This window comes from Streptomyces sp. URMC 126, from assembly GCF_051386555.1.
Taxonomy (GTDB): Bacteria; Actinomycetota; Actinomycetes; order Streptomycetales; family Streptomycetaceae; genus Streptomyces.
The window spans coordinates 1-12928 of sequence record NZ_JBPQTX010000210.1 but is presented as its reverse complement, the minus strand read 5'-3'; the positions used below and the strand labels follow the sequence as shown (position 1 = coordinate 12928).

At 73.5% G+C, this 12928-nt stretch carries 13 protein-coding genes and 1 pseudogene; 6 read left to right on the top strand and 8 right to left on the bottom strand.

The genetic code is table 11. The features are described 5' to 3' along the window. Window positions 1–975, top strand: a 975-nt coding sequence (locus ACSNOK_RS22930) for an NADP-dependent oxidoreductase (protein ID WP_436782635.1), incomplete at its 5' end; no start/stop codon positions are given. A gap of 31 nt (window positions 976–1006) precedes the next feature. Beyond that, entirely contained in the window at window positions 1007–1435 is a 429-nt protein-coding gene (locus ACSNOK_RS22925) for an organic hydroperoxide resistance protein (protein ID WP_436782634.1), read from the top strand. A gap of 24 nt (window positions 1436–1459) precedes the next feature. Here ACSNOK_RS22925 and ACSNOK_RS22920 read toward each other — a convergent pair whose 3' ends face one another. Both ACSNOK_RS22920 and ACSNOK_RS22915 read right to left on the bottom strand, forming a co-directional pair. Beyond that, entirely contained in the window at window positions 1460–2197 is a 738-nt protein-coding gene (locus ACSNOK_RS22920; RefSeq protein ID WP_436782633.1) for a carbon-nitrogen hydrolase family protein, read from the bottom strand. Window positions 2198–2204: 7 nt separating this feature from the next. After that, window positions 2205–3506 (bottom strand): pyroglutamyl peptidase, encoded by a 1302-nt coding sequence (locus tag ACSNOK_RS22915; protein ID WP_436782632.1) that lies wholly within the window; start codon window positions 3504–3506, stop codon window positions 2205–2207. 109 nt (window positions 3507–3615) lie between these two features. On the opposite strand from ACSNOK_RS22915, the gene ACSNOK_RS22910 reads away from it, so the two are divergent. Beyond that, window positions 3616–4419 (top strand): MgtC/SapB family protein, encoded by an 804-nt coding sequence (locus ACSNOK_RS22910; protein WP_436782631.1) that lies wholly within the window; start codon window positions 3616–3618, stop codon window positions 4417–4419. Between the two features lie 218 nt (window positions 4420–4637). On the opposite strand, the gene ACSNOK_RS22905 is transcribed toward ACSNOK_RS22910, so the two are convergent. Further along, window positions 4638–5531, bottom strand: a complete 894-nt coding sequence (locus ACSNOK_RS22905; RefSeq protein ID WP_436782630.1) for an SGNH/GDSL hydrolase family protein — start codon at window positions 5529–5531, stop codon at window positions 4638–4640. Window positions 5532–5853: 322 nt separating this feature from the next. Here ACSNOK_RS22905 and ACSNOK_RS22900 point away from each other — a divergent pair, with 322 nt between their 5' ends. Then, the gene (locus ACSNOK_RS22900; protein ID WP_436782629.1) at window positions 5854–6348 is read left to right on the top strand and encodes a DUF3145 domain-containing protein; all 495 of its coding nucleotides are present in this window, start codon (window positions 5854–5856) and stop codon (window positions 6346–6348) included. Window positions 6349–6376: 28 nt separating this feature from the next. After that, window positions 6377–7285, top strand: a pseudogene (locus tag ACSNOK_RS22895) (NAD(P)-dependent oxidoreductase); the annotation flags it as partial. A 59-nt stretch (window positions 7286–7344) separates the two neighbouring features. On the opposite strand, the gene fabF reads toward ACSNOK_RS22895, so the two are convergent. The 5 genes from fabF to ACSNOK_RS22870 all read right to left on the bottom strand — a co-directional run bounded on the left by fabF (window position 7345) and on the right by ACSNOK_RS22870 (window position 12292). Further along, entirely contained in the window at window positions 7345–8607 is a 1263-nt protein-coding gene (fabF, locus tag ACSNOK_RS22890; RefSeq protein ID WP_436782628.1) for a beta-ketoacyl-ACP synthase II, read from the bottom strand. A 70-nt stretch (window positions 8608–8677) separates the two neighbouring features. Further along, window positions 8678–8926, bottom strand: a complete 249-nt coding sequence (locus ACSNOK_RS22885; protein ID WP_436782627.1) for an acyl carrier protein — start codon at window positions 8924–8926, stop codon at window positions 8678–8680. A 106-nt stretch (window positions 8927–9032) separates the two neighbouring features. After that, the gene (locus ACSNOK_RS22880) at window positions 9033–10049 is read right to left on the bottom strand and encodes a ketoacyl-ACP synthase III (RefSeq protein ID WP_436782626.1); all 1017 of its coding nucleotides are present in this window, start codon (window positions 10047–10049) and stop codon (window positions 9033–9035) included. A 12-nt stretch (window positions 10050–10061) separates the two neighbouring features. Further along, window positions 10062–11018 carry an ACP S-malonyltransferase gene (locus ACSNOK_RS22875; RefSeq protein ID WP_436782625.1) on the bottom strand — a complete coding sequence of 319 codons (957 nt, stop codon included), beginning with the start codon at window positions 11016–11018 and terminating at the stop codon, window positions 10062–10064. Between the two features lie 98 nt (window positions 11019–11116). Further along, window positions 11117–12292 (bottom strand): PucR family transcriptional regulator, encoded by a 1176-nt coding sequence (locus tag ACSNOK_RS22870; RefSeq protein ID WP_436782624.1) that lies wholly within the window; start codon window positions 12290–12292, stop codon window positions 11117–11119. Between the two features lie 57 nt (window positions 12293–12349). Here ACSNOK_RS22870 and ACSNOK_RS22865 point away from each other — a divergent pair. Next, window positions 12350–12928, top strand: a 579-nt coding sequence (locus ACSNOK_RS22865) for a pirin family protein (protein ID WP_436782623.1), incomplete at its 3' end; no start/stop codon positions are given.

Here is a 12928-nt window from a genome sequence, read left to right as displayed (position 1 = left end):
CACCCCCAGGGCACCCCCACCCCCGCCGACTTCGACCTCCGCGAGATCCCCCTCGCCGAGCCCGCCGAGGGCCAGATCGCCGTGCGCAACCTGCACCTGTCGGTCGACCCGTACATGCGCGGCCGGATGACCGGCCAGAAGACCTACGTCGAGCCCTTCGCGCTGGACAAGCCGATGACCGGCGGCGCGATCGGCGAGGTCGTCGCCTCCCGCGCCGAGGGCTTCGCCGTCGGCGACCACGTCCTGCACGACCTCGGCTGGCGCGAGCACGCCGTCCTCGACGCCAAGTACGCCGTCAAGGCCGACGCGGGCGACGTACCGCTCTCCGCCTACCTCGGCGCGCTCGGCATGCCGGGCATGACCGCCTACGCGGGCCTGCTGGAGGTCGCCTCCTTCAAGGAGGGCGACGCCGTCTTCGTCTCCGGCGCGGCCGGCGCCGTCGGCAGCCAGGTCGGGCAGATCGCCAAGCTCAAGGGCGCCTCCCGGGTGATCGGCAGCGCCGGCTCCGACGAGAAGGTGCGCCGCCTCGTCGAGGAGTACGGCTTCGACGCCGCCTTCAACTACAAGAACGGCCCGGTCGCCGAGCAGCTCGCCGAGGCCGCCCCCGACGGCATCGACGTCTACTTCGACAACGTCGGCGGCGACCACCTGGAGGCCGCCATCGGCGCCCTCAACCTCCACGGCCGCGTCACGATCTGCGGCGCCATCTCCCAGTACAACGCCACCGAGCCGGCGCCCGGCCCGCGCAACCTCGCCCTGCTCATCGCCAAGCGGCTGCGCCTCCAGGGCATGATCGTCATGGACCACGACCACCTGCGGCAGCAGTTCTTCGAGGAGGTCGGCGGCTGGATCCGGTCCGGCGCCCTGAAGCGGGACGAGACCGTCGTGCACGGCATCGAGAACACCGCCGACGCCTTCCTGGGCATGCTGCGCGGCGAGAACACCGGCAAGATGATCGTCTCCCTCGCCGGCTGACCCCCCTTACCGACCCTCCGAAGGAGCACCCATGAGCATCCAGCCCGTCGCCGTCGCCTACACCGCCGTCGCCACCGCCGAGAACGGCCGTGACGGCCGCGTCGCCAGCGACGACGGCAAGCTCGACGTCGTCGTCAACCCGCCGAAGGAGCTGGGCGGCAGCGGCGCCGGCACCAACCCCGAGCAGCTCTTCGCCGCCGGGTACAGCGCCTGCTTCCAGGGCGCGCTCGGCGTCGTCGCCCGCCAGGAGAAGGCCGACATCTCCGGCTCCACCGTCACCGCCGAGGTCGGCATCGGCAAGACGCCGGAGGGCGGCTTCGGCCTGAAGGTCGCGATCTCCGCGCACATCCCGAACGTGGACGAGGCCACCGCCCTCGCCCTGGTCGAGAAGGCGCACCAGGTCTGCCCGTACTCCAACGCCACCCGCGGCAACATCGAGGTCACCCTCTCCGTCCGCTGACGCCCGCGCGGGGGCCGGACGCCGTCAGAGCGGCACGTCCGCCGTCACCACGCCCGGCGCCGCCTCCGGCGCCGCGGCGAGGAGACCGCCGTCCGGCCCCCACACCCCGCTGCCGCCGCAGCCGACGTAACCGCCCGCCGGGCCCACGTGGTTGGCAAGCAGCACATGCATCCCGTGGTCCCGGGCCAGCGCCGGGAACAGCCGGTCCCGCTCCTCCCGGCCGCCGTCGCTGCCGTACAGCGAGGTGGCCACCAGCAGCGCGCAGCCGTCCGCCGCGGCCCGGGCGCCGATGTCGGGGAAGTCGACGTCGTAGCAGATCGCGAGGCCGATCCGGACGCCGTCCAGAACGAACCGGCCGCCGTCCTCGGTGCCCGCCGCGAAGCCGGCCGCGGCCTCCTTCTCCGTCACGTGCCGCTTGTCGTAGCGGGTGACCGGCGCGCCGTCCGGCCCGTACACGAACGCGCTGATCGTCGGCCCGGCACCGGCCGCGCGGGGGCTCCCGGCGCAGTTGACGACGGCCGCCGTGCCGGTCTCCCGGCACGCCTCGCGGAGCGGTACGAGGCGGGGGTCGTCGGGCTCCAGGGCCAGCCGGCCGGGATCGGCGTCGATCGCGGCCAACTCGTACCCCGTGACGGCCAGCTCGGGGAAGGCCACCAGCGAGGCGCCCTTCCCGGCCGCCTCGCGGACCAGCCCGGCCATGGTCTCGACATTGGCCCCGATGTCGCCCGGCCGGGCCGTGAACTGCGCGCTTGCGATGATCATGTCCTCATCATGACCGTCCGAGGGTGCCCGCTGCCACCCCCAGCAGCGCCCGCACCTGCGCGGTGATCCGCTGCCGCTCCCGCTCGAACTCCGGATCCGTGACGCGGCCCGCCGGTGCCTGGTTGTCCGCGCCGAACCGCAGCACGGGCGTGTGCAGATGGCCGCCCGGCACCCGGAGCCGGGTGGCGTCGCGCAGCAGCGTCGCCCGGTACGCGATCTCGTTGGACAGGTAGTCGCCCCCGCCGCCCTCGCGCGCCGCGGAACCCGGCGTCGGCCCGTCCGGCCGCTCGACGGGCGTGTGCGAACCGGCCGGGACCTCGGTCACCGCCGTGTTGTCGTACACCGGGTACGGGCCGGTGTCCGCCGAGGTCAGCGCGGTGTACGGCAGTGTGGTCCGCGTCCACTGCGGCTGCGGGCGCACGGTCGGGATCCCGGCCGGTACGGGCACCGGACCCGGGCCGCCGGTGAGCCGCTCGTTGTCCGTGGCGCCGCCGCGCCAGGCGCCGTTGGTCCGCTCCACGTCGAAGCGGCCCGGGCGGCCCTGGCTGATCGTGGTGAACAGGTCCACCCGGCGGGGGCCGGGGCGGAAGTACGGCAGCAGCGTCCGCTCCACCGTGCCCCGCGCGAAGTCCTCCCAGCGCACCGGGAAGACGGCCGCCTCCACCCGGGCCGGGCCCGACGGGGTGTCGATCACCGTGCCGTCCAGCGCGAGCGCCGCCGCGCCCGACGGGTTGGAGCGCCGTATGTCGTCGTCGAGGCGGAACGGGTCGAAGCCGGTGACCAGCACCCGCCTGACCTTGTGCCCCGCGGGGAAGTCGAGGGAGTCCTGACCGCGCGAGCCGCGCTCCACCGCGTCCAGCAGGGCCGCGCGCCGCTCGCCGGACAGTGGGAACCCCGGCTTCCAGGCCCGCAGTTCACGGGTGAGGCTCAGCCGTGCCCAGTACAGCGGGCGGTCGTCGTCGCGGGGCAGGTCGCCGGCCGCCGGGCCGCGGCCCTGGGCCCGGTCCACCGCCCGCCGCCACAGCCGGCGGCCCGCGTCGGCGGCCGCCCGCTCGGCCTGCGCGGGCGTCCGCGCGCGGGCCAGCGCCCCGGCGAGGTCACCGGCCGCCCCGTCGAAACCGGAGCGCCGCAGGATCTCCCGGGGGGCCGGGCCGTCCAGCCGGCCCTCCTCCCGGGTAGGCGCCGCCGGGCCGCCGGGAGCGGTCGTTCCCGCGGCGGTCGCCATGGGGGTGGCGAGGCAGGACAGGGCCAGCGCGGAGGCGACGAGGGCGGCGCCCGGAAGACGCGGTGCGAGCTTGGTGAGTCTCATGGGGCCGTATGAAATCAGCGTTGTCCACCTCGCGAAAGAGGTGTCCCTGTCACCCGCCTCACCGAAGGATTCCGGCCCCCCGCAGACTGCTTTCAGGCCACAATGACGCATGAACACAGCCGAGTTCATCGCAGCACACCCCCTCATATCCCTCGGCCACTCCTGGGCGTCCGCGCTGTTCGGCACGGGTGCCGGCCAGGGCGCCCGGCAGTTCACCGAACTGGGCCTCGCCCTGCTCCTCTCCTCCCTCATCGGCCTGGAGCGCGAACTCCAGCAGAAGAGCGCGGGCCTGCGCACCCACACCCTGGTCGGGGTGGGCAGCGCGCTCTTCGTCGAGGTCTCCCTGCACGGCTTCGGCCCGGCGAACGGCCTGGCCGGCTCGGCCTTCGACGGTTCGCGCGTCGCCGCGCAGATCGTCTCCGGCATCGGGTTCATCGGCGGCGGCCTGATCTTCGTACGCCGCGACGCGGTCCGCGGCCTGACCACCGCCGCGACGATATGGCTCACCTGCGCCGTGGGCATGGCCTGCGGCGGCGGCCTGCCCCTGCTCGGCGCCGCCGCCACGGTGGTGCACTTCCTGGTCGTCCGCGGCTTCCCGCTGCTCACCCGCCGGCTGACGGCGGTGCCCACGGTCGAGCGGTTCGAGCTGCTGCTCTCCTACCGGACGCGCCGCGGGGTGCTCGGCCGGGTCCTGGAACTCTGCACCAGCCGGGGCTTCCGCGTCACGGACGTGCACATCCACTCCGAGTCCCGGGAGGGCGAGAACGGCAAGGGCAAGGGGAAGGGCCGGGAGGCCGAGGTGGTGCTGGGGCTGGAGGGACGGAAGCCCGCGCACCCGCTCGTCGAGGAGCTGACGGACTGGGAGGGCGTCCTCGACGTCGGCCTGCGCGCCCACCGCGACAGCACCGAGTGAGCCCGGCGAGGGCCGTCGCGACCGCCCCGGGCCGCCGCGACGGCGTCGAACGGTCACCGCACAGACGGTCGAACCACCCCCGGAGGAGGGCGAGTTGGCCCGCCGGGAGGCGATCATCCGCTACCGTGCGGGACGGGCGGGGGCGGGGTCACCTGACGGACGCCGCCCCCGCCCGTCGCATCCGCCGCGCCCGCCGCACCCGTCCAAGCCGGTGCGGGTCAGCGGCCCCCGGCCGTGATCCGCCGGTAGGCGAGCTCGGCGAGCTGCCGCTGGCCCTCCTTGCTGGGGTGGAACCAGTCCCAGTGGCTGAGGTCCGCGCCGGTGAACCCGTAGGCGTGCACCGACCCCCCGTCGTAGCGGCACAGCAGGTCACGGCGGCAGACGTCCTCCAGGACGGCGTTGTACTCCTTCACCCGCCGGTCCACCTTCTCCCGCCGCTCGCGGGTGGGGGCGTCCACCAGCTCGGAGTCGCGCAGCATCGACGGGCAGATCCCCAGCTTCCACACCTGCTTGCCCAGCGGGCTCTTGCTCCCCTCCGACCACAGCCGTTTGAGGTCCGGGACGCTCGCCACGTACACCTGCGTCTTCGGCAGAGACCGGCGGAGCTCCTTCATCGACTTCTCGAAGCCGGCCCGGAAGTCCTTCACCGACGTCATCTCGGCCACGTCGGCCCGGCAGGCGTCGTTCGCCCCGAGCAGCACCGTCACCAGCTCCGGCCGGTGCGGGACGGCCGCGCGCACCTGGCGGGGGAGGTCCGCCATCCGCGCGCCCGTCCGGGCGAAGTTCCAGCTCCGCGCCTGCGGCGAGGGCAGCAGCCGGGCCGCGAGGCTGTCCACCTCGGTGCCGGTGGCCCAGGAGACCTCCGGGCAGTCCTTGAGCAGCCGGCAGGCGTCGAAGCCCCGGGTGATCGAGTCGCCCAGGGAGGCCAGGGAGCCGGGCCGGGTGTTCCAGACCGGTCCCGCGCTCGCTCTCGGCTTCGCCGCCGGACGCTCGGCCGCCGCGCCCGGACCCCGGTCGTCGCAGCCCGCGGTGAGCAGCCCCGCGGTGAGCGCCGCCACCGCCGTGAGCGCCGCGGCGGCGGCCCGCGACGGGCGGTCGGTGCTGGTGCGCATCGTCTTCCCCCTCCGGCCGGGTGACAGGTGTACGGGACCGACGGTACGTCACCCGGCCGGAGTCCCGGCGGCGCGCGGCGTTCCTCCCGGGAGCGATCGAGGCCTTACCGGTCCTGTTCGCACCACCACTGCGCCGGATCACAACACGTCACATCCTGTCCCTTTCCGGAAAATTGCCCCCTATGGTGTTTACTGTTGGTAACCTCGCGAGCTGGTGCGGGAGGGGCCATGGGGACGGAACGTCCGGTGCCGCCCCGGGCGGGACCGGTACGGACGCGAGGCCGCTGAGGAAGGCGAACCTCGAACCGCACTGGAGGTCCCGGTGACGACACGTGGCGTGCTCTACGTGCACTCCGCGCCGCGCGCGCTCTGCCCCCACGTCGAGTGGGCCGTCGAAGGGGTGCTCGGCGCCCGCGTCACCCTCGACTGGATCCGGCAGCCCGCCGCCCCCGGCACCTGGCGCACGGAATTCTCCTGGCAGGGCCGCCCCGGCACCGCCTCCCGCCTCGCCTCCGCCCTTCGCGGCTGGCACCTGCTCCGCTACGAGGTGACCTCGGACCCCGCCGCCGGCACCGAGGGCGAGCGCTACAGCTCCACCCCCGACCTGGGCCTCTTCCACGCGGTCACCGGCGTCCACGGTGACATCCTGGTTCCCGAGGACCGCCTCCGCGCCGCCCTGGGCCGTGCCCAGCGGGGCGAGACCGACCTGGCCGCCGAGGTGGCCGGCCTCCTCGGCAAGCCCTGGGACGACGAACTGGAACCCTTCCGGCACGCGGGCGAGGGCGCGCCGGTGCGGTGGCTCCACCAGGTGGTGTGACCGGCGGACTTGCCTTCGAGCGCACTCCAGCTCGTACGGTTCGGACATGACCCACACCGCTTCCGTCGTCGTCCTCGGCACCGGCATCATGGGCGCCGCCATGGCGCGCAACCTCGCCCGCGCGGGCCTCGACGTCCGGGCCTGGAACCGCGACCCCGCCAAGACCGAACCGCTCGCGGCCGAAGGGGTCCGGATCGCCGGGACCCCCGAAGAGGCCGTCCGCGACGCCGACACCGTTCTCACCATGCTGTACGACGGCGCGGCCGTCCTGGACGTCATGCGCCGCGCCGCCCCCGGACTGCGATCGGGCGCGGTGTGGCTCCAGTCGACCACCGCCGGCCTCGACGTCCTCGACGACTTCGCGGCCCTCGCCGACGAGCACGGCCTCGTCTTCGTGGACGCCCCGGTCCTGGGCACCCGGGCGCCGGCCGAGAAGGGCGAGCTCACCGTCCTCGCCGCAGGGCCCGCCGCCGTCCGCCCCGCGCTCGCCCCCGTCCTGGACGCCGTGGGCACGCGGACGGTGTGGACGGGCGAGGAGGGCGCCGCGGGCAGCGCCTCCCGGCTGAAGCTGGTGCTCAACAGCTGGGTGCTGGCCGTGACGCACGGCACCGCCGAGGCGCTGGCGCTCGCCGAGGGGCTGGGCGTGGACGCCCGGGACTTCCTGGCGGCCATCGAGGGCGGCCCGCTGGACATGGGCTACCTGCGGGCCAAGTCCGCCCTGCTGCTCGACGGCGGTCTCACCCCGCCGAGCTTCGCCACCGTCACCGCGGAGAAGGACGCCCGCCTCATCGTGGCCGCCGGGGAGCGGGCCGGCGTGCGGCTCGACGTCGCGGAGGCCGGGGCGGAGCGCTTCCGGCGGGCCGTCGAGCAGGGGCACGGCGACGAGGACATGGCGGCCTCGTACTTCGCCAGCTTCGGGGAACCACGGGAGCGGTGAACGCCGAAGGCCCGCCCGGTCGTCTCCGACCGGGCGGGCCTTCGTGCGTCAGGCGGGCGTCAGACCGTCCGCAGGGCGAGCACCACGTTGTGGCCGCCGAAGCCGAACGAGTTGTTGATCGCCGCGATGGTGCCCTCGGGGAGCTTTCGGGGCTCGCCGCGGACGACGTCCGCGTCGATCTCCTCGTCCAGCTCGTCGACGTTGATGGTCGGCGGGGCCGTGCGGTGGTACAGCGCGAGGACGGTCGCGACCGTCTCGACGCCGCCGGCGCCGCCCAGCAGGTGGCCGGTCATCGACTTGGTGGCGGAGACCGCGACGTGGTCGAGGTCGTCGCCCAGCACCTTGCGCAGCGCCTTGATCTCCGCGAGGTCGCCCTGCGGGGTCGAGGTGGCGTGCGCGTTGAGGTGCATCACCTCGGACGGCTTGAGGTCGCTGGAGGCCAGCAGGCCCTGGAGCGCCGCGGCGATGCCCCGGCCGGTGGGCTCGGGCTGCGCGATGTGGTGGCTGTCCGCGGACAGGCCCTGGCCCAGGATTTCGCAGTACACGCGGGCGCCGCGGCGGGCCGCGTGCTCGGCGGACTCCAGGATCACGACGCCGGCGCCTTCGCCCAGGACGAAGCCGTCACGGTTCTTGTCGTAGGGGCGGGAGGCCTTCTGCGGCTCGTCGTTGTTCTTGGACATCGCCATCATGCTGGCGAAGGCCGCGACGGGCAGCGGGTGGATGGCCGCCTCGGTGCCGCCCGCGACGACCACGTCGGCACGGCCGGTACGGATCATCTCCACGGCGTAGCCGATGGCCTCGGCGCCGGACGCGCAGGCGCTGACCGGGGTGTGCACGCCCGCCTGGGCGTTCACCTCCAGGCCGACGTTGGCGGACGGGCTGTTGGGCATCAGCATCGGCACGGTGTGCGGGGAGACGCGGCGGGCGCCCTTCTCCTTGAGCACGTCGTACTGGTCGAGCAGGGTCTGCACGCCGCCGATGCCGGAGGCGATGACCGCGCCCAGCCGCTCGGGGGCGATGGCCGCGTCCTCGCCGGCCCGGGCGGTGTAGCCCGCGTCGGCCCAGGCCTCGCGGGCCGCGATCAGCGCGAACTGCGCCGACCGGTCGAGCTTGCGGGTCAGGGGGCGGGGCAGGACCTCGGACGGGTCGACCGCCGCCGTGGCGGCGATCCGGACCGGGAGGTCGGCGAACCGCTCGCCTTCAAGGGGCTTCACGCCGGAACGCCCGGCGAGCAGCCCTTCCCAGGTAGACGCGCTGTCGCCACCCAGCGGTGTGGTTGCGCCGATACCGGTGACGACCACGGTGCGATTGGTCGAGTTCACAGGAATTCTGTCTCCACGAATAGAGGTGCTGGAAACGCCACCCGCCGGGGTGGCGACGAACGCGGGGGGATCAGCTCTGGTGCTTGAGGATGTAGTCGGCCGCGTCACCGACCGTCTTCAGGTTCTTGACGTCCTCGTCCGGGATCTTGACCTCGAAGCGCTCCTCGGCGGCGACGACGACCTCCACCATGGAGAGCGAGTCGACGTCCAGGTCGTCGGTGAAGGACTTGTCCAGCTTGACGTCCTCGACCGGGATGCCGGCGATCTCGTTGACGATCTCGGCGAGGCCCTTGAGGATCTCTTCCTGCGTGGCGGCCATGGTGGCGCTCCTTAATTGTGCGGTGGTTCTGGAAAAACTGCTCAGGGAACTGCGGTGGAGAGCTCCCGCACCGTGGTCGGCTGGTGCCGTTCCGTGCGGATCTCGCCTAGGGGAGGGTAACGACCGTCGCGGCGAACACGAGACCCGCCCCGAAGCCGATGAGCAGCGCGGTGTCGCCGCTCTTCGCCGCGCCGGTGGCCAGGAGGCGCTCCATGGCCAGCGGGATGGAGGCCGCCGAGGTGTTCCCGGTGGTCTCCACGTCCCGGGCGACCACGACATTCTCCGGCAGCTTCAGCGTTTTGACCATCGAATCGATGATCCGCATGTTCGCCTGGTGCGGAATGAAGACGTCCAGGTCATCGGCGGTGATGCCGGCCTCGTCCAGCGCCTGCTGGGCGATCTTCGCCATCTCGAAGACGGCCCAGCGGAACACCGCCTGGCCCTCCTGCGTGATGGCCGGGAAGCGGACCTCGGTACGGACCTCGCTGCTCTCGCGGTAGACGTCCCACGGCAGGTTCTGCCGGATGGTCTCCGCCTTGTCGCCCTCCGAGCCCCACACCGTCGGGCCGATGGCCGGCTCCTGCGCCGGGCCCACGACCACGGCGCCGGCGCCGTCACCGAACAGGAACGCCGTGGAACGGTCGTCCAGGTCCGTCAGGTCCGACAGCCGCTCCACGCCGATGACCAGCACGTACTCGGCCGAACCGTCCGTGACCAGGGCCTTGGCCATGGTCAGGCCGTAGCCGAAGCCCGCGCAGCCGGCGGAGATGTCGAAGGCGGCCGGCTTGCCGGCGCCGATCCGGTGGGCGATCTCGGTGGCGATGGCCGGGGTCTGCTTGAAGTGCGACACCGTCGAGACCAGCACGGCCCCGATCCGCTCCGGGGTGATGCCGGCGGCGGCGATGGCCTTGCCCGCGGCCTCCACCGACATGGTGGCCACCGTCTCCTCGGGGCCGGCCCAGTGCCGGGTGGCGATGCCGGAGCGGGAGCGGATCCACTCGTCCGAGGAATCGATCCGCTTGAGGATCTCCTCGTTGGGGACGACGCGCACCGGGCGGTAGCCGCCCACGCCCATGATGCGCGCGTAGGGCGCGCCCTTGGCGGGCTTGATCTTGGCAGTCATGTCCGGGGCTCCTTACGCGGCCGACGTGTCGGCCGTGTTGTCGCCGTGCTCGGCGATCAGCTCGCGGGCGGCGTCCAGATCGGCCGGCGTCTTGAGGGCCAGCGTCTTCACACCGGGCAGGGCGCGCTTGGCGATGCCCGTCAGGGTGCCGCCGGGGGCCGCTTCGATGATCGCCGTGACGCCCAGCTCCTTGAAGGTCTCCATGCACAGGTCCCAGCGGACCGGGTTGGCCACCTGGCCGACCAGCCGCGCCACCACGTCGGCGCCGTCCGTCACCACCGCTCCGTCGCGGTTGGAGACGTAGCGGGTGCGCGGAGCGGCCGGCTCCAGCTCGCGGGCCGCGGTCTCCAGGACGGAGACCGCCGGGGCCATGTGCTCGGTGTGGAAGGCGCCCGCGACCTTCAGCGGCACCACGCGACGGGTGCCCTCGGGCTTGTCCGCGGCGAGCGCCGCCAGTTGTTCCATGGTACCGGCGGCGACGATCTGACCGGCGCCGTTGACGTTCGCCGGGGTCAGGCCGAGCTTCTCCAGGTGCGGGAGGACGACGTCGGCCTCCCCGCCCAGCAGCGCCGACATGCCCGTCTCGGTGACGGCGGCGGCCTCGGCCATGGCCAGGCCCCGCTTGCGGACGAGCAGCATGGCGTCCCGCTCGGACAGCACACCGGTCAGGGCGGCGGCGGCGAGCTCGCCGACGCTGTGGCCGGCGGCGGCGCCCACCCGCCGGACGATGTCGTCAGCGGTGGGGAAGAGCTGCCCCGCGGACACCAGCGCGGCGGCCACCAGCAGCGGCTGGGCGACGGCGGTGTCACGGATCTCGTCCTCGCCGGCGTCCGTGCCGTAGTGGACGAGGTCCAGGTCGATGGCCTCCGACCAGTCCCGCAGGCGGTCGGTGACGCCGGGGAGGTCGAGCCAGGGGGTCAGGAAGCCGGGCGTCTGAGCGCCCTGGCCGGGAGCGACGAGTACGAGCACCCTCACACTCTCTCTCGTGGACGGGTCCGGTCACCCGTGGGGACAGGGACGAAGAACCGTCAGGGGAATTGTTTGCGTTCCACAAAAGCCTACGGCTGTCACTCCGTGTCGGCCAGACGCCCCAGGATCAGCGCGATACGCAGGGTGAAGGCCGAACGCACATCGGAAGGCGACCATCCGGTGACGTCCGTCACACGTCGGAGCCGGTACCGCACGGTGTTTGGGTGGACGAACAGCATGCGCGCCGCGCCCTCCAGACTGCTCGCCTGCTCCAGGTAGACGCTCAGCGTCTCCAGCAGCGCGGAGCCCGCCTCCTCCAGCGGTCTGTAGATCTCCTCCACCAACTGCACCCGCGCCACAGGATCACCGGCCATCGCCCGCTCCGGCAGGAGATCGTCGGCGAGCACCGGGCGGGGGGCGTCCGGCCAGGCCGCACACGCCTTCAGGCCGGCGGCGGCGGCCTGCGCGGACCGCGTGGCCGCCAGCAGGTCGGGGACGACGGGACCGGCCACCACCGGACCGGCGGCGAACGGCCCGATCAGCGCCTTCGCCGCCTGGAGCGGGTTGTCGCTGCCACCGGCGATCACCACCAGGCGGGTGCCCAGCACCCCGGTCAGCACCTGGAGCTTGGCGTGCCGGGACGCCCGCCGGATCGCCTCCACGGTCAGCTCGCTGTCGCCGTTCGGGGCCGTCCCCAGCACCACCGCGACATGCGCCGGCGAGTTCCAGCCCAGCGCCGCGGCCCGGGACAGCACCCCCTCGTCCGCCTCGCCCGACAGCACGGCGTTGACCACCAGCGACTCCAGCCGGGCGTCCCAGGCGCCCCGCGCCTCGGCCGCCTGCGCGTACACCTGCGCGGTGGCGAAGGCGATCTCCCGGGCGTAGACGAGCAGCGCCTCGCGGAGGGCGGACTCGTCGCCCGGCGCGGCGACCTCGTCGATCGCCGACTCCATGACCTCGATCGTCGTCCGGACCATCTCCACGGTCTGGCGCAGCGTGATCGCCCGGGTCAGCTCGCGGGGCGCGGTCCCGAAGACGTCCGTGCTGATCGCCTGGGGGGTCTCCGGGTGCCGGAACCACTCCGTGAAGGCCGCGATACCGGCCTGGGCCACCAGCCCGATCCACGAGCGGTTCTCCGGCGGCATCGCCCGGTACCACGGCAGCTGCGCGTCCATCCTGGCGATGGCGGCGGCGGCCAGGGTCCCGGACGACTTCTCCAGGTTGCGCAGGGTGGCGCTGTGCGGATGCGGGGGGCGAGCGGCGGATTCAGGCACGGGGACAAGCCTGCCCTATTCGGGTGCGCCTCGGGGCGGCCGGGCTACCGTAGCCCGATGACCGAGGCGCGGATCCAGGTGTGGCGGGCGGCGGAACGGTACCGGGGCGGCGATCCCGAGGCCGGTATCGAGACCCGGCACGCCTTCTCCTTCTCCGGTTTCTACGACCCCGACAACGTGCGCTTCGGCTCCCTGATCGCCTGCAACGAGGAGCTTCTCGCGCCGGGCGCGGGGTTCGCCGAGCACCCGCACCGGGATGTGGAGATCGTCACGTGGGTGGTGGAGGGGGAGCTCGTCCACGAGGACTCGGCCGGGCATGTCGAGGTGGTGCGCGCGGGGGACGTGCAGTGGCTGAGTGCGGGGGCGGGGGTGCGGCATGTGGAGCGCAATGCTTCCGGGGTGCCATTGCGGTTCCTCCAGATGTGGCTCGACCCGGTCGAGGGCGGTGGGGCGCCGGTGTACGAGGTGGCGCGTTCCGTGCGCGACGGGGTTGTGCTGACGGTCCCGAACGCGGGTGCCGCGCTGCACGTCCTGCGCCCGCGGGCCGGCGAGCGGCTCGCCCTGCCTGCGGGGGAGTGGCTGTACGTGCACGTGGTGCGGGGAGCCGTTCGGCTGGGGGGCGAGGAGCTTGGGGTG